The sequence below is a fragment of the Streptomyces sp. SDr-06 genome (assembly GCF_003324565.1).
In the GTDB taxonomy this organism is placed as follows: domain Bacteria; phylum Actinomycetota; class Actinomycetes; order Streptomycetales; family Streptomycetaceae; genus Streptomyces.
On sequence record NZ_QOLA01000001.1, the window covers coordinates 675,091 to 694,548 of the forward strand.

The following is a 19,458-nucleotide window of genomic DNA, read 5'->3' on the forward strand; positions in this document are numbered from 1 at the left end:
CAGGGCCGTCCGTCGGAGGTCAGAGCCCGGCGGCGGCCCGCATAGCCGCTACTTCACGGCTGAGACCCGGCGCTTGCGGGGCTTGCGCGGCTCGGGAGGCCGGCTCTCGACGCTCGGCTCCGCGTGTGGGCTGTCGAGGTTGTCGAGGTACTCGTCGATGACGGTGAGCCGGTAGGCGACCTTGCGGGCGATCGTCACCGACTGGGGCGCGGCGCCTCGCTGGCGGTACTTGTAGAGCGTGCTCTTGGCGAGTCCGGTGAGTTCGACGGCCTTGTCGATCCACACGAAGCCGGGCGGGGGCGGCTGGGGGGTTCGCCGGGGTTTCGGCACTGGGTGCCTCCTTCCTGTTCGTTCAATCTGTTGACGATTCGTCCCGCCACGGGGACGGCGGTGGCGCGAAGAGGACCAGTACGGCGACCCCGAGGGCCTCCGTGACGCTGTGGGCCTCGTCCGCGCTCAGTGCTTCCCTGTCGCCACTGAGCAGGCGCCCCAGCTGGGAGCGGGAGACACCTGTCGCGTCAGACAGGGTTCTGATCGAGTAAGGGGCGCCGCGACCTGGGTGATCCATGATCCATCTGAGGATTTCGCGGTCTCTGAGGATGTAGCGCAAGGCCAATGGATCTCCAGCGGTGCGGAGTTGCTTTGACTAAGACCAGTTAACCGCGACTAGGACACTTCGTCAACAGATTTGGGACGACCGAATCCTACGTTTCAGCCAACAAGCCATCTGGCTAGCATTGATCTGTAGACGTTTCGTCCCCGAGCGGGGATGGTTGTACGGATTGACCTGCTAGTTTGCCGGAACAACATCGAATCTAGAGAGACAGTCGGTACCCACTGTGACCCGAGAGGATGAGGACATGACGGCACCGGCTAGCGCCCCTGCCCCCGGCGCCGCCAACGCCTCCCCCATGGGCGCCCTCTCGCGCCTGGTCCAGAACGCCAACGACTCCGGTATCTCCTATCAGCAGATGGCCGACAAGGCATCGCGTGTCACCCCCCTGACCAAGCAGTACTTCCAGAAGCTCGTGAAGACCCCGCCCGTCAGCCCGCCGAACCCCGAGCAGCTCGAAGCGATCGCGAACGCCCTCGGCAGCCCGGTCCGACGGGTCAAGGAAGCCGCAGCCGAGCAGTGGCTCGCCTACGAAGCCACCGAGCTCGCCGGCTACGACGAGGAGGTCCGCATCATCGTCGGGCACCTCGCAGGGAAGTCGAAGTCCGAGCTGCGCCGTTGGCGCGCAATGATCGAGGCGGACGAACGCGCACAGCGCGAGGAGTAAACAACTCCCCCACCCTCCACAGGCGTTGATCGACATCTTCGCTCGGTAGACATTTCGCGCAACCGATTGTCGAAGCCTTAACGACAGTCGTAACCTTCCACACCCGTGCACTTCCGGCCATCCGCCACCAAGTGCACTGAGCAACGGGAGGGCTCATGCTGCGCGTCATCTATGAAGCTGCGGACCTCGACCCCGAGATGCCGGTCGACGTCGAGGAAACGCGCGGCAAGGTCCGGATCCGGCTCGATCGCAACACCCCCGTCGAGGACATCGCCCAGGCTCTCAACCCTGTCCTGGAGGAGCTCCTCGCCGGAGCACAATGGTTCCAGCTCTGGAAGGGCGAGATCGTCTCTATGGACTCGCCCGAGGACCCACGTGAGGGGGGCACCGTTGCCCGGCTACATCGAGGACCGGTGGTACAAGAAGGGCCCGCCAGATCCCAAGACGGGGAAGCCCACGCGGGTTGAGACCGCCCTCCACGGCAAGGGCAAGCGCTACAAGGTCACCGGCATCCCCGGGGTCCGGTCAAGGTCCTTCGACAAGCGGACCGGGCCGCACGGGGCCGAGGCCTGGAAGGCGAAGGCACAGCACGAGTCCACCAAGGGCGAGTTCATCGACCCGCGCGACGGCAACATGCTGCTGCGGGAGTACGTCGAGGACGCCTGGTGGCCGTCTCTCAAGGCCGACCCGGCAACGCTGGAGACCATCAAGGGCCGCGTCTGGACGCACATCCTGCCGCCGCTCGGGGAGATGAAGCTCCGCGACATCAAGGTCGCGACGCTGCGCGTCTGGGTCAAGGCACTGGAGCAGACCGTCGCACCCGGCACTGCCTTTGCCGTGTGGGGCTACCTCTCGAACATCCTCACCTACGCCGTCGACGACGAGAGGATCACGAGGAACCCCTGCAAGTCCAAGACCATCAAGGCCCCGGTCGTCCCCGAGCAGAAGGCGCGCGCCTGGACCCGCGAGCGCGTAGCCAGTGTGCGGGCCGAGCTCCATGAGCGCTACCGGATCCTGGTGGACATCGGCGTCGGCGCCGGCCTGCGCCAGGGGGAGGCCTTCGCGCTCGACGTCGACCTCGACATCGACGAGAGTGCGGAACTCATTCATGTCCGCCGCCAGGTCAAGCGGGTGGCCGGCAAGCTGGTCTTCGCCCCTCCCAAGACCGGCAAGGAACGCCCCGTCCCGCTGCCTCGATACCTCGCCGCCCAGATCCGTGCCCACAAAGCGGCGTTCCCCCCGCAGAAGGTGACTCTTCCATGGGGCGATCCCCGGCCGGGGACAACGAAGAAGGAGACCGAGGACCGCAGACCGCGGACGCACAACCTCCTGGTGACGAACCTCGAAGGCGACGCCATCAGAGCGTGGTCCTTCAACCAGCACTACTGGAAGAAAGCCTTGGCGGCAGCCGGCGTCATCCCTCCCGCACCGCCGTACAACCCCAAGACCCGCAACATCCCCTACGGGGACACCCGCGAGTTCGGCTTCCATGCGCTGCGCCACACCTACGCCTCGGTGCAGTTGGACGCCCGCGAGTCGGTCGTGGCGGTCTCGAAGTGGCTCGGCCACAAGGATGCGGCGATCACGCTCCGGGTCTACGCGCACTTCATGCCGGAGGCGGACGGGCGCGGGCGTATGGCGATGGACGCCTGGTTCGCTCCTCCGAAGCCCGAGCTGAAAAAGATCTCCCTGGATTCTCCCTCGGCGTTGATTTCGCTCCCTGGAAAGCTGCCGCTGAAGGCGTTCAAAGTCCCCAAGCAGTCCGCCGGACCCCCTCTTCGGAGCGGCTTCAACGGGGCGCCGACCAACGGCCAGCGCCCCGTGTCGTAGCAGGTCGAACCTTCTACCCCTTGCTGGAGCCCAGTGTGAGGCCCGCGATGAAGTGCCGTTGCAGCAGCAGGAAGACGACCAGGGTGGGGAGGGCGACGATCACCGAGCCCGCCGCCAGCAGGTTGTAGTCCGTGAAGAACTGCCCGCGCAGGTTGTTCAGGGCCGACGTGATCGGAAGCTTGTCGCCGTCGGACATGAAGACCAGGGCCCACAGGAAGTCGTTGTACATCCAGGTGAACTGGAGGGTCGCCAGCGCCGCCAGGGCCGGACGGCACAGCGGCAGGGTGATGCGCCAGAACTGGGTCCACACCCCGGCGCCGTCGACGATCGCCGCCTCCAGGATCTCCTGCGGCAGGGTGCGCATGAAATTGGCGAGCACGAAGACGCAGAACCCGATCTGGAAGCCCACCTGGACGGCGATGACGGCCCAGTACGAGTCGAACATCGTCATCGAGTCGGACATCCAGTACGGCAGCGGGACGCGGTTGAACACCACGTACAGCGGCGTCACGATCACCTGCTGGGGCAGCAGGTTGCCCGCCGTGAACAGCATCAGCAGGACGATGGAGCCCCGCAGTCTGAGCCGTGAGACGGCGAAGGCGACGAACGAGGCGAAGAACAGGACCAGGAGCACGCCCGGCACGGCGATGATCAGGGTGTTGACGAAGTACTTCGTCATGCCCGAGTCGGTGAAGGCCTGCTGGTAGTACGCGAAGGAGAGGTGCTTGGGGAGCGAGAAGTAGCCGTAGCGCGAGGTCTCCTCGTAGGGGCGCAGCGAGGCGTAGACGGCGAGCAGCAGCGGCGCGAGGAAGGCGAGCGAGACCGTCAGGAGGAAGGCGTGCACGCCGAGGCGGCCCGGGCGGGCCCGGCGCCGTCGGGCGGCGGGGGCCGCCGCCGGGGCGGTGGCCGTGGGCACCGGCGCGGTGTGAGTGGTCATCGGTTCCTCTCCCCTCGGATCTCCTGGACCAGGTACGTGATGACGAACCCGAGGGAGACGGTCAGCAGCACCACGGCGATCGCCGAGCCGAAGCCGATGCGGCTGGCCTCGCCGATGATGTTGTCGGTGACGAGCACCGAGAGCACTTCGAGGCCGTTGCGCCCGTGGTTGACGGCGTACACGATGTCGAAGGCGCGCAGCGACTCGATGACCGTGATGACGCCGACGATGACGTTGACCGGGCGCAGCGTCGGGAAGACGACCCGGAAGAAGGTCTGGCGCTCGGTCGCGCCGTCGATGGCCGCCGCCTCCTTGAGGGAGGGGTCGACGGCTTTGAGTCCGGCGAGGTAGAGGATCATCACGTAGCCGGTGTGCCGCCAGGCGGCGGCCAGCAGGATCATCCAGATGTTCAGGTTCGGGTCGCCGAGCCAGTCGGTCGGGTGGCCCTTGTCGCCGAGCAGGGCGTTGAGCGCGCCCTGGTCGCGGGAGAAGACCAGTTGGGCGATGAAGCCGACGACGGCGAGCGACAGGACGACCGGCATGTACAGGGTCGACTGGTAGAAGCGGCTGAAGCGTACGCCCCGGTCGATGAGGACGGCGAGCAGCAGCCCGAACGGCGTCGCCACGAAGCCGAGTACGCCCAGCCACATCAGGTTGTGCCGGACCGCCGGCCAGAACGGCGGGTAGTTGGTGAAGAGGTTGGTGTAGTTCCGCGTGCCGACCCACGTGATGTCGCCGATCCCGTCCCAGCTGGTGAAGGACAGGACGACGGAGGCGACGGTGGGGCCCCACACGATGGCGATGTCGAGCAGGACGGGAAGGCCTAGCAGCACGCCTAGGACGACGAGGTCGCGGGCGGTGAACCGCCTGGAACCCCGTCGTCCACCGCGCCGCGCGGTGATGAACGCCACGGCTGAGTACTCCAAGTCGAAGCAAGCGTCGGTCAGTTGGAGGAGCGCCGGGCCCTCAGCCCTCGGTGGCGAAGATGGTCTTCTTCTGCCGCTCGATGTCGTTGACGAGCCCGTCCACGTCCTTCGGGTTGCCGATGAACTGCTGGATGGCCGGGATCATCACGGTGGAGGCGAAGTCGGGGCGGGTGTCGCGGTCCAGGAACTGCGAGATCTGCTTCGCCCCGGAAACCAGCTCGACCGCCTTCTTCTGCAGCGCGGTGTACTTGGCCGTGTCCGCCCCGGTGTTGACCGCGATGTTGTTCGGGTCGCCCGCGAGGTAGATGTCCTCCGCCTTCGGGGTGGCGAGCCACTTGAGCAGGTCCTTGGCGCTCTCCATGGACTGCTTGTTCTTCAGCTCCTTGGCGTTCTTGGCGAGCAGGAAGCCGTCGATGGGCGCCTCCACCGCGTCCTGGCCGTACTGCGGGTCCATCACGGGGAACGGGAAGAACGCGATGTCCTCCTGCTCCGAGGTGGGGAACTGCTGGCCCACGTGCGGCAGGCCGAACACCGCCATGCCGGACTGCTTCTTCTGCAGGCTCTGCGCCGCCTCCTGCCAGGTACGCCCGTTGGCGCCCTGCTGGCAGTAGGGCAGGATCCGGCGCCAGCTGTCGAAGACGTTCTTGACCCGCTGGTCGGTCCACGCCTCCTTGCCCGCCATCAGGCTCTTGTGGAAGTCGTACCCGTTGGAGCGCATGTTGAGGTAGTCGAAGGTGCCCATGGCGGGCCAGCCGTCCTTGTCGCAGAACGCGATGGGGTCGAGCTTGTCCTTCCGCATCTGCTGGGCGAGCTCGACGTACTGGTCGAAGGTCTTGGGCGCCGTGTACCCGTGCTGCGTGAACAGGCTCGCGCGGTGGAAGACCGCCCACGGGTAGTAGTAGTACGGCACGAAGTACTGCTTGCCGTCCGCGCCGGTCGACTGCGCCTTGAGCGCGTCCGAGAAGCCCTGGAAGCCCTGCCACAGGTCGCTGATGTCGTACAGCAGACCCTTCTGGGCGAAGAACTGCATGCGGTAGCCCGCGAACCACATGAAGACGTCGTCCGGCTTGCCCTGCAGATAGCGGTTGATGTTCTCCTGGAACGTGTTGTGGTCAACGGTGTTGACCTTGATCTTGCGGCCGTCCTTGGACTGCTTCTCGTACGCCGCGAACGCGTCGGCGAACGCCTTCTTGGGGACGGCGTCCGAGGAGTTCGACCCCAGCCGGATGGTCTTGGTGTCGCCACCGGGCCCGCTGCCGCACGCCGCGAGCAGCGAGGGCAGGGCGACCGCCCCGGCTCCGATCGCCGCACCACGCAGAAGATTCCGCCGGGACATCCGATGTCCCGCCACGCCGCCGGGCGCTGCAGGACCGTTGAACGATGACTGCGCCATGTCCCCCTCCTCCGGGGTGCAACCCAACACAACCAAACGCGAGGCTTGGATCACACCCCCAAGTCAGGGCGTCGTCAAGGGTTTTGACGCAAAGCCGAGCAACCGTTACCGCTTCTCATCCAACAGACTTCAACAAGCCCTACCGGAAACGCTCGCCCCGCGCGGACGGTCGACGGGAGGGCGGAATCGTCCCACCTGGCGCGGGCGCGGGAGGGCGTGACGATGCGTCACCTTCCGGGCGTACCGGTCTGGTGGTGACACGTCGGAGCGATGGAGGAAGGGGCTGGGCCGCCGACGGCTACGGGATGTTCGTCGTCACTTGAGCAACGCCGCCGCGTCCGCCCGCCGGGCCGAGGCGGCGGCCGCCGCCCCCACCAGACCGGCGTCCGTACCCATCAGCGCCGGCGCCACGGTGAGGCGCTGCACGAAGGAGAGCGTGGCGTAGTCGCGCAGCGCCCGGCGCAGGGGGGCGAACAGGACGTCGCCCGCGCCCGCCACTCCCCCGCCTATGACGGCGATCTCGATCTCGACCAGCGTCGCGGTCGCGGCGATCCCCGCCGCCAGGGCCTGGGCCGCGCGCTCGAAGGAGGCCACCGCGACCGGGTCGCCGCGCCGCGCGGCCGCGGCGACGGCGGCGGCCGAGGTGTCGCCGTCGGGGCCGGGACGCCAGCCACCCTCCAGGGCCCGCCGGGCGATGTTGGGGCCGCTGGCGATCCGCTCCACACAGCCACGCGCCCCGCACGGGCACGCGTCGCCGTCGAGGTCGACGCTGATGTGGCCGATGTGGCCCGCGTTGCCGGTGGGGCCCGGGTGAAGTTTGCCGCCGAGAACGAGGCCGCCGCCGACGCCGGTGGACACGACCATGCACAGCGCGTTGTCATGGCCGCGCGCCGCACCGAGCCAGTGTTCGGCGGCGGTCATCGCGACACCGTCGCCGACGAGCTCGACATCGAGCCCGCCGGTGGCCGCGCGCACCCGCTCGACCAGCGGAAACCCGCGCCAGCCGGGGATGTTGACGGGACTGACCGTGCCCGCCGACGCGTCCACGGGCCCGGCGCTGCCGATGCCGACCGCGCTCGTACGGTGCCACAGCGGGGAGCCGGTCAGCTCGGCGACGACCGCCTCGGCCGCGCGCATCACCGTGTCGCCGTCCTCATGGGCGGGAGTCGGCCGCTGCGCCCGGACGAGAAGTCGCCCGTCGGCGTCCACCAGGGCTCCGGCGATCTTGGTGCCGCCGATGTCGAGCGCGGCCACGAGGTCGGTGTGCATCGAGGTCGGATCTCCTGGTGAGGGACGGGTAACAGCAGGTCAAGATGAGAGTCTCCATGCATGTGACAACGTTGTCCAGGGCCTATGCTCGACGCCACACACCGTTATGGCACCGGACCGCGCCGGACGGCTCCCGACGACGACAGGACAGCGCACTGTGGCCGAGAACGCCCGCCACCACGAGCCCCGCTACGGCAACCGTCCGACGATGAAGGATGTCGCCGCGCGCGCCGGGGTCGGCCTCAAGACGGTGTCCCGGGTGGTCAACGGGGAGGCCGGGGTGACCCCGGACACCGAGCGACGGGTGCAGGAGGCCATCGAGGCGCTGGGCTTCCGCCGCAACGACAGCGCGCGGGTGCTGCGCAAGGGGCGCACCGCCTCGATCGGCCTGGTCCTCGAGGATCTCGCCGACCCGTTCTACGGGCCGCTCAGCCGGGCCGTGGAGGAGGCCGCGCGGGAGCACGGGGCGCTGCTCATCAACGGCTCCAGCGCGGAAGACGCCGACCGCGAGCAGGAGTTGGTGCTCGCCTTCTGCGCCCGCCGGGTCGACGGCCTGATCGTGATCCCCGCCGGGTCCGACCACCGCTATCTCGAACCGGAGATAAAGGCGGGCGTGGCGACGGTGTTCGTGGACCGTCCGGCGGGGCGGATCGACGCCGACGTGGTCCTGTCCGACAGCTTCGGCGGCGCCCGTGCGGGAGTGGCCCATCTCATCGCGCACGGCCACCGCAGGATCGGCTTCATCGGCGACCAGCCGCGCATCCACACCGCCACCGAGCGGCTGCGCGGCTACCACGCGGCGATGGCGGACGCGGGGCTGACCGTCGACGACTCCTGGGTGTCGCTCGGTTCGACGTCCCCCGAGCGCGTACGCGCGGCCGCCGAGTCGATGCTGGCGGGGCCGGAGCCGGTCACCGCGCTGTTCGCGGGCAACAACCGGGTGACGGTCACGGCGGTGCGGGTGCTGGCGGGACGCGAGCGCCCGGTGGCCCTGGTCGGTTTCGACGACATCGAACTCGCCGACCTGCTCGGCATCACGGTCATCTCGCAGGACGCCGCCGCCCTCGGCCGGACGGCCGCCGAGCTGCTCTTCCGGCGGCTCGACGGCGCCGACGAGACGCCCGCCCGGGTCGAACTGCCCACCGCGCTGATCGAGCGCGGCTCGGGCGAGATCCCCCCGCCCACGGACGCGTAGCGCTCGACCGGCCCCCGGCCCCGGCCGTCCGAGGACGGCCGGGCGCGGTCAGCAGGCCTTCAGGCCCGGCACCGGCTGGTCGTTGTCGCCGCCCTTCAGATAGACGACGCTGACGTAGACCTGGGTGTTGCCGCTGTCGTCGTCGGTCCTGGCCCACCAGGTGTTGGTCCACTTCCCGTACGTCTCGCGGCGGCCCAGGTCCTTCTGGCAGTAGAAGTAGTTGGTGCCCGCGTTGAGCACGCCCGCCGCGGCGCCGTCGGACCGGATGGAATTCGCGGCGCGCCACACCTCGCAGTTGAACCTGCCGCCCGCGATCGGCCGGCAGCTGCCGGCCGGGGGTGCGGCGCCGCCCCCGCCGGGACTGCTCGGCGGATTCTTCTTCGGGTCGGGCGCCTTGCCTGCGTCGCCCTTGGCGTCACCGCTCTTGGCGGGGTCTGCCTTGGCGGACGGCTTGCCGCTCGAACGCGGCGCGGACGAGGGCGAGTTGGGGGTCGCGCCGGCCGACGGAGCGGAGGTGCCCTGACGCGCCGCCTCGCCCTGGTCGTCGGCGGGGCGCGGGGAGGTGCCGTTCGCCGCGCCCACGGCCTGCTGCCCGCCGCCGTCCCCCGCGCCGTGGTCGAGGAGCGCGTAGGCCACCCCGCCGCCGACCAGCACCACCGCGGCGGCCCCGGCAGCGACGAGAACCCTGCCACGCCCCTTTCGACCGGCCGCTCGCTCCGGTGGCGCCTGGGCGACCACGGGCCCGAAGGTCTCGGCCGGGTGCGGCCGCGGGACCGGCGCGACCACCGGGCCGAAGCCCTCGGGCCGGTGCGGCAGCGCGTCGCGTACGGTCGCGCTGCGCTGGGGCGCGGCGGGCGCCGGGGCCGGATGGATCGCCGTCGGCGCGGTCAGGGCCGCGCCCGCGGCGACCTCGGCCAGCAGCCCGGCCGCGGTCCGCGCGTCCGGCCGCCGGGCCGGGTCCTTGTCCATGAGGCGCAGCAGGACCGGCCCGAGCGCCCCGGCCCGGCGGGCCTCGGGCAGCGGTTCGACCACGATCGCGTTCAGCGTCGACCAGGTGGAGGTGCGGCGGAACGGCGCCGCGCCCTCGACGGCGGCGTACAGGGTGGCGCCCAGGGCCCAGACGTCGGAGGCGGGACCCGGCTCCTGGCCCTGGGCCCGCTCGGGGGCCAGGTAGTCCAGGGAGCCGACCAGTTCGCCGCTGCGGGTCAGGTGCGTGGCCGAGCCGTCGCCCGGGTCGTCCATGGCGGCGATGCCGAAGTCGGTGAGGACCACGCGCCCGGAACGGTCCAGGAGGATGTTGCCCGGCTTCACGTCGCGGTGCAGCACGCCCGCCTGGTGGGCGGCGGCCAGCGCTTCGAGGACCGTCGCCCCGATCGCCGCGGCCTCGCCCGGCTCAAGGGCGCCCCGCTCGGCCAGCACGTCGTCGAGCGAGGGACCGTCGATGAGTTCCATGACGATGACGGGGCGGCCCTCGTGCTCGGTGACGTCGTGCACGGCGACGACCGAAGGATGGCGCACCCGCGCCGCGGCCCGTGCCTCGCGCTGCATCCGCAGCCGCAGGTCGCCCAGTTCGGGCGCGGAGGCGTCGGTAAAGGTGCGCAGTTCCTTGACGGCGACCTCGCGGCCGAGCACCTCGTCGTGGGCACGCCACACGACGCCCATGCCGCCCCGGCCGAGCTGCTCGACGACCCGGTACCGGCCGGCCAGTAGTTGGCTCTCCCCCGTAGACACCGCTGCCCCGTTCCGCTGTGGCGATTGTGGTCGCGTACAGAGTACGGGGCAGGGGTGACAGCGCTCGGGGGCCGTCCGGTCCCGGTTCCGCTACGGGGCGGTGACGGTCAGGGTGCCGCGGCGGGGCGAGGCGAAGGCGTCGAGGTCGGCGCGGGTCAGGCCGGTCAGGCGGGCCACCTCGTCGTTGTCGAGGGCGCCGCAGTCCAGGCCGCGCAGCAGATAGCCGGAGAGCGCCTTGGCCGTGGCGGGCTCGTCCATGACGTCGCCCTCGGTCTTGGCGACGTACGCGGCGAGGCGTCCGGCGGCCTGCTCAAGACCCTCGCGGTAGAAGGCGTAGACGGCCGCGTAACGGGTCGGCAGGTGTCCGGGGTGCATGTCCCAGCCCTGGTAGTAGGCGCGGGCCAGGGCGCGGCGGGTCAGGCCGTAGTGCAGCCGCCAGGCCTCGTGGACGTGCTCGGTGGAGCCGACCGGCAGCACGTTGGTCGAGCCGTCCGACACGCGTACGCCGGTGCCGGCCGCGGCGACCTGCATGACGGCCTTGGCGTGGTCGGCGGCCGGGTGGTCGCTGGCCTGGTAGGCGGCGGAGACGCCGACGCAGGCGCTGTAGTCGAAGGTGCCGTAGTGCAGGCCGGTGGCGCGGCCCTGGGCGGCGTCGATCATCCTCGCCACGGCGGCGGTGCCGTCGGCGGCCAGGATGGACTGGCTGGTCTCGATCTGGATCTCGAAGCCGAGCCGGCCCTCGGGCAGGCCGTGCGCCTTCTCGAAGGCGCCGAGCAGCCGCACGAACGCGGTGACCTGCTCGGGGTAGGTCACCTTCGGCAGCGTGAGCACGAGGCCGTCGGGGAGCCCGCCGTTGTGCATGAGGGTGGTCAGGAAGATGTCCGTGGTGCGGATGCCGCGGTCGCGGACGGCGGCTTCCATGCACTTCATGCGGATGCCCATGTAGGGGGCGGCGGTGCCGTTCGTGAAGGCCTCGGCGACGAGGCGGGCGGCGCGCGCGGCGTCGGCGTCCTCCTCGGCGTCGGGGCGCGGCCCGTAGCCGTCCTCGAAGTCGACGCGCAGGTCCTCGACGGGCTCGTCGCGGAGCTTGGCGCGCACCCGGTCGTACACGGGCCCGGCGAGCGCGTCGGAGATGCCGAGCACCTTGGCGAAGGAGGCGGCGTCCGGGGCGTGCTCGTCGAGCGCGGCCAGCGCCTGGTCGCCCCAGGAGCGGATGGTGCCGGCGCCGAAGACGTCACCGGGCACGTAGACGGTGTGCACGGGCTGGCGGGTGCCGGGGTCGCCCGGGTAACGGCGGGCGAGCTCCTCGTCCACCGTGACGAGCGAGGCACTGATCTCCTCGCTGACGACCCCGGCGAGGCTCGTTGCCACCTGCTCCTGCTGACCCATCCTGCACCCTCCACACCGTCGAAACTTTTCCGCTTCACGGAATCAACAATCCGTATAGCGAAGTTAGTAGTCAGCTCCTCCTGCGTCAATGGTTGTCCGAAACGGCCCGGGGCCGCGCGGTGAAGATCACCACGCGGCCCCGGGACCGGACAGAACTCGCAGGTCAGCCCTTACGGGAGTTGACCTCTTCGGTCAGCTGCGGGACGACCTGGAACAGGTCGCCGACCACGCCGTAGTCGACCAGGTCGAAGATCGGGGCCTCGGCGTCCTTGTTGACGGCCACGATGGTCTTCGAGGTCTGCATGCCGGCCCGGTGCTGGATGGCGCCGGAGATGCCGTTGGCGATGTAGAGCTGCGGCGAGACGGACTTGCCGGTCTGGCCGACCTGGTTGGAGTGCGGGTACCAGCCCGCGTCCACCGCGGCGCGCGAGGCGCCGACGGCCGCGCCGAGCGAGTCGGCGAGGGCCTCGATGACCGCGAAGTTCTCGGCGCCGTTGACGCCGCGGCCGCCGGAGACCACGATCGCGGCCTCGGTCAGCTCGGGGCGGCCGGTCGACTCGCGCGGGGTGCGCGAGGTGACCTTGGTGCCGGTGGCCAGGGCAGAGAAGGTGACGGCGAGGGCCTCGACGGCGCCCGCGGCCGGGGCGGCCTCCACGGCGGCCGAGTTCGGCTTGACCGTGATGACCGGGGTGCCCTTGGAGACGCGGGACTTGGTGGTGAAGGAGGCGGCGAACGCGGACTGCGTGGCCACCGGGCCCTCGGCACCGGCTTCGAGGTCGACGGCGTCGGTGATGATGCCGGCGCCGATGCGGACCGCGAGGCGGGCCGCGATCTCCTTGCCCTCGGCGGACGACGGGACGAGCACGGCCGCGGGCGACACGGCCTCGTACGCGGCCTGGAGCGCGTCCACCTTCGGCACGACGAGGTACTCGGCGAACTCGGGGGCGTCGGCCGTGAGGACCTTGACCGCGCCGTGCTCGGCGAGCGCGGCCGCGGTGTTCTCGGCGCCGGCGCCGAGCGCGACGGCGACCGGCTCGCCGATGCGGCGGGCCAGCGTCAGCAGTTCGAGGGTGGGCTTGCGGACGGCACCGTCCACGTGGTCGACGTAGACCAGAACTTCAGCCATGGGACTTCAATCTCCTGCACGTGCGAAGAAAAGGCGGGCGGTTGAGGGGCTCGGCGAGCCCTAGGCACGCGGCCCGGAGGGGTTCCGGGCCGGGGCGGCGCCTAGATGAACTTCTGGCTCGCGAGGAACTCGGCGAGCTGCTTGCCGCCCTCGCCCTCGTCCTTGACGATCGTGCCGGCCGTGCGGGCCGGACGCTCGGCCGCGGAGTCGACCGCGGTCCAGGAGCCGCCGAGGCCGACCTCGTCGGCGTCGATGTCCAGGTCGCCCAGGTCCAGGGACTCCACCGGCTTCTTCTTGGCGGCCATGATGCCCTTGAACGACGGGTAGCGGGCCTCGCCCGACTGGTCCGTCACCGACACGACGGCCGGAAGGGACGCCTCGAGCTGCTCGGAGGCGGTGTCGCCGTCGCGGCGGCCCTTGACCGTTCCACCCTCGACCGAGACCTCGGAGAGCAGCGTGACCTGCGGGACACCGAGGCGCTCCGCGAGCAGCGCCGGCAGCACGCCCATGGTGCCGTCGGTGGAGGCCATGCCGCAGATGACCAGGTCGTAGCCGGTCTTCTCGACGGCCTTGGCCAGGACCAGCGAGGTGCCGATCACGTCGGTGCCGTGCAGGTCGTCGTCCTCGACGTGGACGGCCTTGTCGGCGCCCATCGACAGCGCCTTGCGCAGCGCGTCCTTGGCGTCCTCGGGGCCGACGGTCAGCACGGTGATCTCCGCGTCGTCCGCCTCGTCGGCGATCTGCAGTGCCTGCTCGACCGCGTACTCGTCGAGCTCCGAAAGGAGGCCGTCGACGTCGTCGCGGTCGACGGTCAGGTCATCGGCGAAGTGCCGGTCGCCGGTGGCGTCGGGCACGTACTTCACACAGACAACGATCCTCAAGCTCACGCCGGCTCTCCTACTGCATCGTCATTTCTGGGCTGCCTTGTTGCACGCAGCATAGGCGCCTGATGGGGCGGTTTCCGGTCGGGGCGACCGGCGCTCCGAACGAAATATTACTCGCCAGTACACCCAGCTTGTTCCCAGTAAGCAAGCGCTTTGAACTGTGACCTTGCCAACGCTGAGTAATCGGTCCTGCCAGGGAACTCTCAGTCGCGCAGCGCGTTGAAGCGGCCCTGGTGATAGAGGAGCGGGCGGCCCCCGCCCGCGGGGTCGCCGACGACCGCCTGGCCCAGCACGATGCGGTGGTCCCCGGCCGGGACGCGGGCCACCACCTTGCAGACCAGCCAGGCCAGGACGCCGTCGAGGACGGGCACGCCCTCGGGGCCGGTGCGCCACTCGGTGCCGGGGCCGAACCGGTCCGCGCCGCTGCGGGCGAAGGTGGCGGCCAGGTCCTGCTGGTGCTCGCCGAGTATGTGCACCCCGACATGGTCGGCCTCGGCGACGACGGGCCAGCTGGAGGAGCCGGTGCCGATCCCGAAGGAGATCAACGGGGGCTCCGCGGCGACGGAGTTGAGGGAAGTGGCGGTGAAGCCCACGGGCCGGCCGCCGCGCTGGGCGGTGATCACCGCGACACCCGCGGCGTGCTGGCGGAAGACCGACTTGAGGAGTTCGGGAGAGGCGGTCCGTGCGGTACCGAGCTCGGGCGAGGCCGTCATGGAATTGTCCTTCTGCAGAGGGTGCGACGGGGGCTGCGGATGATCAGCGGCCCGGACAGCGCGCACTCGCGTTGCGGGCGAGGTCCACATGGGCGCGTCCATAGAGAAGGAGGTCTGTCGGCACCTCGTCAGACTGACGATTGGACGCCGTCGCAGTCAAGTGCCTTTGCTGATGTGGGAGATCCCTCACTGCGCACCCGGGACCGCGGGTCCGCGCACACCTCACACCGCCTGCCCCAGCGCCGCGATCACGTCCGCCCGGCGCGGCTGCCCGGCCGCCCGGCGCACGATCCGGCCCGTCGCGTCGAGCACGAGCACCGTCGGGGTGCGGGCGATGCCCAGCTCCCGCACCAGGGCGAGCCGCTCCTCGGCGTCGATCTCCACATGGGCGACGCCGTCCACCATCGCGGCCACGTCGGCCAGCGTGCGCCGGGTCGCCCGGCAGGGCTGGCAGAACGCGCTGGAGAACTGCACCAGGGTGGCCCGCCGCCCGAGCCCCGCGCCCAGTTCGGCCTCGCCGAGCCTGCGTCCGCCGTCCTCCACCACGCCGCCTCCCAGCACCGTCGCCCCCGGTCTTCACACCGTCACTACCTGCTCTGTCGTACCGTTGCAGCGCGCACCGGCCCGCAATGATTCCCCGGGCCCCGACCTGCGAAGACGTGACGAGAATCTCCCCTGCGCGCGGCGCCGGGACTGGCCAGCTCGGCGCGCATCGGGCACCATCTGCCCAAAGCCCTAAAACCTACGGCTGCGTAACTTATTCTCCGGGAGCACCCTCCCCGGGCACACGAAGGGTCCCCCCTCAGATGGCAGAACTCGTCTATCGGCCGGTCATCGGCGCCGCTCGCACGATGTTCAAGGCGCTTGACCTGAAGATCGACACGCAGGGTTCGGAGAACATCCCACGCACGGGCGGGGCGGTGCTCGTCAGCAATCACATCAGTTACCTGGACTTCATCTTCACGGGGCTCGCGGCGCTGCCGCAGAAGCGGCTCGTGCGTTTCATGGCCAAGGAGTCGGTGTTCCGGCACAGGATCTCCGGCCCGCTGATGCGCGGCATGAAGCACATTCCGGTCGACCGCAAGCAGGGCGAGGACGCCTATCAGCACGCCCTCGCGTCGCTGCGGTCCGGCGAGGTGATCGGGGTGTTCCCGGAGGCGACGATCTCGCAGTCGTTCACGCTGAAGAGCTTCAAGTCGGGTGCGGCCAGGCTCGCGCAGGAGGCCGGGGTGCCGCTGATCCCGATGGCCCTGTGGGGCACCCAGCGGATCTGGACGAAGGGGCGCCCGCGCAACTTCAAGCGCAGTCACATCCCCGTCACCATCCGCGTGGGCGAGCCGGTGGAGGCCCCCGCCGACCAGTACGCGGGTGCCATCACGCGGCGGCTGCGCGAGCGCTGTCAGGAGCTGCTCGAAGCCGCCCAGCGCGCCTACCCGGTACGCCCGAAGGACGCGAGCGACACCTGGTGGGTGCCCGCGCACCTGGGAGGTTCGGCGCCGACGCCCGAGCAGGTGAAGGGCGCCGAGGCGGCGGGCTGAATCGTCACTCCTGTACGGCGGCGCCGACCGGCGGGTGCACGGTGATCCGCGCGCCGGGGCTGGACTTCTCCAGGAGTTCGGCCAGTTCGGCGCCGGCCGCGACCAGGTCGCAGTGCGGCGCCATCCCTTCAAGGAGGAAGAGCGCGTTGACCGACTCCTCGGTGAGCCTGGTCCGCACTCCCTGGCGCCAGTTCCAGCGGCGGCAAGTGACGCCCTCGTCGTCGCACCACACCACTTCGCCGGCGTCGGGGTGCTCGATGACCGCCTCGCCGCCCGCCACCGTGTGGAAGGACTCCTCCCCCGTGGCCCGTACGAGCCGCATCGTCCCCCTGATGTGATCGGTGTCCTCGCCGCCGACCGGCACGAGATGGGCGACGCTGATGGCGTTGTAGACGTCGACGAGCCGGTTGACGCGCGGGAGCCCGCCCTCGGCCGCCGCCCGCCGGGCCAGCGCCTCGGCCGAGTTGCGGGTGCGGTTGGGCTTGGAGCCGAAGGCGGTGTAGGCGGCGCGCCAGGCGGCCATGTGCGGGTCCTCGTGCGGGGCGCGGCCCGCGAGCCGCTCGGCGAGGCGGCGCGCGGCGTCGTCGAGCAGCGCCGAACTCGCCGCGTCACTGGGCGCGTTGACGAGTCCGGAGGCCTCGACGGCGACATGGGTGAAGTCGGGCGCGACGGCCAGCACGTCCTCGGACACGGTGAGCGTGAGCGTCATGATCGGTGGTGCCTCACAGTTCGGTCGGATGGATCGGCCACAGCGACGGCCGGTCGGGCGCGGCCTTGAGCGCACTCAGAACAGCCGGATGCGGTACATCGTAAAGCACTGGGTAGTCCACTTCATTAAACTCCGGCCGCACCGTCCAGGCGAGGCGCTCCTCGTCGAGCGAGAACCGGGCGTCGATCCCCGGCTTGTTGCCCCGCGCGTCGATCCGCGCCCAGGCGTCCCGCCCCGGCAGCCGGACGGCGACGAGCCCGTGCACGAGGGGGTGGGAGCCGTCGTCGTCGGCGAGCCGCTGGTAGCAGAGGGCGGCCGGAATCGCCTCGGCGCGCAGCAGGGCCACCAGGGCGTGGGACTTGGCACAGCAGATGCCGGTGCGCTCGGCCAGGACGTCGGAGGCACGCCAGGTCACGCGCAGGGCGCCGGAGTCCTCGGAGTGCGGGATCTCGTCCCGGACGAAGGTGTAGGCCGCTTCGGCGTATGAATATGCGTCGGCGGCATGGGCGGCCAGCCGGGCTGCCGTCTCGCGCACCAACGGGTGCTGATGGTCGATGACCTCGTCCGCCGCGAGATAGGCGGAGAGTTGAGGGTTGTGCTGGATGAGCTCCATGGCACGCGAGCGTACGAATGCGGCCGACCGCAAGTCAATGACTTTACGGTCGGCCGCATAAGTATCACCCATCAGGCTCCGAGTGTCAGCGGGCCATCTCTTCCTTCAGCGCCGCGAGGAAGCCGTCCACGTCGTCCTCGGTCGTGTCGAAGGAACACATCCAGCGGACGTCACCGGCCTTCTCGTCCCAGAAGTAGAAGCGGTAGCGCTTCTGGAGCCGCTCGCTGACGTCGTGCGGCAGGCGCGCGAACACGGCGTTGGCCTGCACCTCGTGGAGGATCTCCACGCCGTGCACCTGACGCACGCCCTCGGCGAGGCGCCGGGCCATCGCGTTGGCGTGGCGGGCGTTGCGCAGCCACAGGTCCTTGGCGAGCATCGCCTCCAACTGGACCGAGACGAAGCGCATCTTGGAGGCCAGCTGCATGGACATCTTCCGGATGTGCTTCAGCCGGCGCCCCGCGTCCGGGTCGAGCACGACGATCGCCTCGCCGAACAGCATGCCGTTCTTGGTACCGCCGTACGACAGGACGTCCACGCCGACCGCGTTGGTGAACGTACGCATCGGCACGTTCAGCGACGCGGCGGCGTTGGATATGCGCGCCCCGTCCAGGTGGACCTTCATGCCGCGCTCGTGGGCGTGGTCGCAGATGGCCTTGATCTCGTCGGGCGTGTAGACCGTGCCCAGCTCGGTGTTCTGAGTGATCGAGACGACCTGCGGCATCGCGCGGTGCTCGTCCTCCCAGCCCCAGGCCTGGCGGTCGATCAGCTCGGGCGTCAGTTTGCCGTCCGGCGTCGGCACGGTGAGCAGCTTCAGCCCGGCCATGCGCTCGGGGGCGCCGCCCTCGTCCACGTTGATGTGCGCGGTCTCGGCGCACACCACCGCGCCCCAGCGGTCGGTCAGCGCCTGGAGGGCGGTGACGTTGGCGCCGGTCCCGTTGAAGACGGGGAAGGTCTCGGCGCCCGCGCCGAAGTGGCTGTGCATGACGCGCTGGAGGTGGTCGGTGTATTCGTCCTCGCCGTAGGCGATCTGGTGACCGCCGTTGGCGAGCGCGAGGGCCGCGAGGACTTCCGGGTGCGCTCCGGCGTAGTTGTCGCTCGCGAAACCGCGCACCGCCGGGTCGTGGTGCTGTCGCGCGTCCGTCCTCACGGCTTGGGGGTCAGCCACAGGCGCTGTCCGTTCACTTCTTGGGCGGGCTTGTCCCACACGCCGGCGATGGCGTCGGCCAGCTCCTTGACGTCGGTGAAACCCGCGAACTTCGCGTTGGGGCGCTCGGCGCGCATGGCGTCGTGCACCAATGCCTTGATCACCAGGATCGCAGCAGCGGCTGTCGGCCCGTCGGCCCCCTCGGCGGTCCCCGCCTTGCGGAACGCGTCGCCGAGCGCCAGCGTCCACGCCTCGGCGGCGGCCTTGCCCGCATTGTAGGCGGCGTTGTTCGCGGTGGGCTTGTGCGCGCCGGACTGGCTGACCAGCACGAAGCGGCCCCGGCCGCTGCGCAGCAGCGGGTCGTGGAAGGCGAGCGAGGTGTGCTGCACCGTCTTGATCAGCAGCTTTTCCAGCAGCTCCCAGTCGGCCAGGTCGGTCTCGGGGAAGGAGGCGCTGCCGCGCCAGCCGCCGACGAGGTGGACCATGCCGTCGACCCGCCCGAACTCCTTCTGGATGCGGTCCGCCCAGTCGCGGGTGGCCCGCAGGTCGAGGAGGTCCACGGTGTCTCCGGTGACGGTGGCCCCGCCGTGCGCGTACCGCGCGGCGTCCACGGCCTCGGCGAGCCGCTGCGCGTCCGAGTCGGCGCCCACCACGACGGCGCCCGCCTCGGCGAGGCGCAGCAGGGCGGCGCGGCCGGCCGGGCCGGCGGCTCCGGCCACGGCGACGACGGCTCCGTTGAGAGGTCCGTTGTTCATCTTCTTCGCCCCTTCCGTCCGAGCGC

20 protein-coding genes are annotated in these 19,458 nt (G+C 70.3%); 5 read left to right on the forward strand and 15 right to left on the reverse strand.

The window, feature by feature from the left end; all coding sequences use genetic code 11:
- Positions 1 to 48: 48 nt before the first annotated feature.
- A complete protein-coding gene (locus DT019_RS03360; protein WP_189389092.1) occupies positions 49 to 330 on the reverse strand; it encodes a helix-turn-helix transcriptional regulator in 282 nt (93 codons plus the stop codon).
- Positions 331 to 860: 530 nt separating this feature from the next.
- Between DT019_RS03360 and DT019_RS03370 the strand changes: the two genes are divergently transcribed.
- From DT019_RS03370 to DT019_RS03375, 3 genes are all read left to right on the forward strand, one after another.
- Positions 861 to 1,280, forward strand: coding sequence for a hypothetical protein (locus tag DT019_RS03370; RefSeq protein WP_114035048.1), 420 nt, complete (start codon positions 861 to 863; stop codon positions 1,278 to 1,280).
- A gap of 155 nt (positions 1,281 to 1,435) precedes the next feature.
- Entirely contained in the window at positions 1,436 to 1,747 is a 312-nt protein-coding gene (locus DT019_RS40115) for a hypothetical protein (protein ID WP_223279278.1), read from the forward strand.
- Positions 1,671 to 3,110, forward strand: a complete 1,440-nt coding sequence (locus tag DT019_RS03375; protein ID WP_223279279.1) for a tyrosine-type recombinase/integrase — start codon at positions 1,671 to 1,673, stop codon at positions 3,108 to 3,110. The genes DT019_RS40115 and DT019_RS03375 overlap by 77 nt, the downstream gene beginning before the upstream one ends.
- Positions 3,111 to 3,123: 13 nt before the next feature.
- Here the strand turns inward: DT019_RS03375 and DT019_RS03380 are convergent, their stop codons facing one another.
- The 4 genes from DT019_RS03380 to DT019_RS03395 form a co-directional block, all read right to left on the reverse strand.
- Entirely contained in the window at positions 3,124 to 4,047 is a 924-nt protein-coding gene (locus tag DT019_RS03380) for a carbohydrate ABC transporter permease (RefSeq protein WP_114035050.1), read from the reverse strand.
- Complete coding sequence (locus tag DT019_RS03385; RefSeq protein ID WP_114035051.1) at positions 4,044 to 4,958, reverse strand: carbohydrate ABC transporter permease; 915 nt, start codon at positions 4,956 to 4,958, stop codon at positions 4,044 to 4,046. Before DT019_RS03385 ends, DT019_RS03380 begins: the two co-directional genes overlap by 4 nt.
- Before the next feature lie 55 nt (positions 4,959 to 5,013).
- On the reverse strand, positions 5,014 to 6,309 hold the full coding sequence (locus DT019_RS03390; RefSeq protein ID WP_114035052.1) for an ABC transporter substrate-binding protein: 1,296 nt from the start codon (positions 6,307 to 6,309) through the stop codon (positions 5,014 to 5,016).
- A 372-nt stretch (positions 6,310 to 6,681) separates the two neighbouring features.
- A complete protein-coding gene (locus DT019_RS03395) occupies positions 6,682 to 7,635 on the reverse strand; it encodes an ROK family protein (RefSeq protein WP_114035053.1) in 954 nt (317 codons plus the stop codon).
- Between the two features lie 157 nt (positions 7,636 to 7,792).
- Between DT019_RS03395 and DT019_RS03400 the strand changes: the two genes are divergently transcribed.
- Positions 7,793 to 8,830, forward strand: a complete 1,038-nt coding sequence (locus tag DT019_RS03400) for a LacI family DNA-binding transcriptional regulator (protein WP_114035054.1) — start codon at positions 7,793 to 7,795, stop codon at positions 8,828 to 8,830.
- A gap of 48 nt (positions 8,831 to 8,878) precedes the next feature.
- Here DT019_RS03400 and DT019_RS03405 read toward each other — a convergent pair whose 3' ends face one another.
- From DT019_RS03405 to DT019_RS03430, 6 genes are all read right to left on the reverse strand, one after another.
- Positions 8,879 to 10,561: a serine/threonine-protein kinase gene (locus tag DT019_RS03405; RefSeq protein ID WP_114035055.1), complete on the reverse strand. Its 1,683-nt coding sequence runs from the start codon at positions 10,559 to 10,561 to the stop codon at positions 8,879 to 8,881.
- A 90-nt stretch (positions 10,562 to 10,651) separates the two neighbouring features.
- The gene (locus DT019_RS03410) at positions 10,652 to 11,950 is read right to left on the reverse strand and encodes a DUF6986 family protein (RefSeq protein WP_114035056.1); all 1,299 of its coding nucleotides are present in this window, start codon (positions 11,948 to 11,950) and stop codon (positions 10,652 to 10,654) included.
- A 163-nt stretch (positions 11,951 to 12,113) separates the two neighbouring features.
- Positions 12,114 to 13,076 (reverse strand): electron transfer flavoprotein subunit alpha/FixB family protein, encoded by a 963-nt coding sequence (locus tag DT019_RS03415; RefSeq protein WP_114035057.1) that lies wholly within the window; start codon positions 13,074 to 13,076, stop codon positions 12,114 to 12,116.
- A 101-nt stretch (positions 13,077 to 13,177) separates the two neighbouring features.
- Positions 13,178 to 13,963, reverse strand: coding sequence for an electron transfer flavoprotein subunit beta/FixA family protein (locus DT019_RS03420; RefSeq protein WP_114035058.1), 786 nt, complete (start codon positions 13,961 to 13,963; stop codon positions 13,178 to 13,180).
- Positions 13,964 to 14,163: 200 nt separating this feature from the next.
- Positions 14,164 to 14,673 (reverse strand): flavin reductase family protein, encoded by a 510-nt coding sequence (locus DT019_RS03425; protein WP_114035059.1) that lies wholly within the window; start codon positions 14,671 to 14,673, stop codon positions 14,164 to 14,166.
- Positions 14,674 to 14,895: 222 nt separating this feature from the next.
- Positions 14,896 to 15,219 (reverse strand): TlpA family protein disulfide reductase, encoded by a 324-nt coding sequence (locus tag DT019_RS03430; RefSeq protein ID WP_223279280.1) that lies wholly within the window; start codon positions 15,217 to 15,219, stop codon positions 14,896 to 14,898.
- Positions 15,220 to 15,479: 260 nt separating this feature from the next.
- On the opposite strand from DT019_RS03430, the gene DT019_RS03435 reads away from it, so the two are divergent.
- Positions 15,480 to 16,211 (forward strand): lysophospholipid acyltransferase family protein, encoded by a 732-nt coding sequence (locus DT019_RS03435; RefSeq protein ID WP_114035061.1) that lies wholly within the window; start codon positions 15,480 to 15,482, stop codon positions 16,209 to 16,211.
- Positions 16,212 to 16,215: 4 nt separating this feature from the next.
- On the opposite strand, the gene DT019_RS03440 is transcribed toward DT019_RS03435, so the two are convergent.
- The 4 genes from DT019_RS03440 to DT019_RS03455 form a co-directional block, all read right to left on the reverse strand.
- Positions 16,216 to 16,920, reverse strand: coding sequence for a B3/4 domain-containing protein (locus DT019_RS03440; protein WP_114035062.1), 705 nt, complete (start codon positions 16,918 to 16,920; stop codon positions 16,216 to 16,218).
- A 13-nt stretch (positions 16,921 to 16,933) separates the two neighbouring features.
- On the reverse strand, positions 16,934 to 17,533 hold the full coding sequence (locus DT019_RS03445; protein WP_114035063.1) for a transglutaminase-like domain-containing protein: 600 nt from the start codon (positions 17,531 to 17,533) through the stop codon (positions 16,934 to 16,936).
- An 85-nt stretch (positions 17,534 to 17,618) separates the two neighbouring features.
- Complete coding sequence (locus tag DT019_RS03450) at positions 17,619 to 18,680, reverse strand: threonine aldolase family protein (RefSeq protein WP_114035064.1); 1,062 nt, start codon at positions 18,678 to 18,680, stop codon at positions 17,619 to 17,621.
- Positions 18,677 to 19,432 (reverse strand): SDR family oxidoreductase, encoded by a 756-nt coding sequence (locus tag DT019_RS03455; RefSeq protein ID WP_114035065.1) that lies wholly within the window; start codon positions 19,430 to 19,432, stop codon positions 18,677 to 18,679. The genes DT019_RS03450 and DT019_RS03455 overlap by 4 nt, the downstream gene beginning before the upstream one ends.
- Between the last annotated feature and the right edge of the window lie 26 nt (positions 19,433 to 19,458).

What these genes read in the sequence shown, in the direction of transcription:
- DT019_RS03370 (WP_114035048.1), top strand. Translation starts at nt 861, where the DNA reads ATGACGGCACCGGCTAGCGCCCCTGCCCCCGGCGCCGCCAACGCCTCC.
- DT019_RS40115 (WP_223279278.1), top strand. Translation starts at nt 1,436, where the DNA reads ATGCTGCGCGTCATCTATGAAGCTGCGGACCTCGACCCCGAGATGCCG.
- DT019_RS03380 (WP_114035050.1), bottom strand. Translation starts at nt 4,047, where the DNA reads ATGACCACTCACACCGCGCCGGTGCCCACGGCCACCGCCCCGGCGGCG.
- DT019_RS03390 (WP_114035052.1), bottom strand. Translation starts at nt 6,309, where the DNA reads ATGTCCCGGCGGAATCTTCTGCGTGGTGCGGCGATCGGAGCCGGGGCG.
- DT019_RS03395 (WP_114035053.1), bottom strand. Translation starts at nt 7,635, where the DNA reads ATGCACACCGACCTCGTGGCCGCGCTCGACATCGGCGGCACCAAGATC.
- DT019_RS03410 (WP_114035056.1), bottom strand. Translation starts at nt 11,950, where the DNA reads ATGGGTCAGCAGGAGCAGGTGGCAACGAGCCTCGCCGGGGTCGTCAGC.
- DT019_RS03415 (WP_114035057.1), bottom strand. Translation starts at nt 13,076, where the DNA reads ATGGCTGAAGTTCTGGTCTACGTCGACCACGTGGACGGTGCCGTCCGC.
- DT019_RS03425 (WP_114035059.1), bottom strand. Translation starts at nt 14,673, where the DNA reads ATGACGGCCTCGCCCGAGCTCGGTACCGCACGGACCGCCTCTCCCGAA.
- DT019_RS03435 (WP_114035061.1), top strand. Translation starts at nt 15,480, where the DNA reads ATGGCAGAACTCGTCTATCGGCCGGTCATCGGCGCCGCTCGCACGATG.
- DT019_RS03440 (WP_114035062.1), bottom strand. Translation starts at nt 16,920, where the DNA reads ATGACGCTCACGCTCACCGTGTCCGAGGACGTGCTGGCCGTCGCGCCC.
- DT019_RS03445 (WP_114035063.1), bottom strand. Translation starts at nt 17,533, where the DNA reads ATGGAGCTCATCCAGCACAACCCTCAACTCTCCGCCTATCTCGCGGCG.
- DT019_RS03455 (WP_114035065.1), bottom strand. Translation starts at nt 19,432, where the DNA reads ATGAACAACGGACCTCTCAACGGAGCCGTCGTCGCCGTGGCCGGAGCC.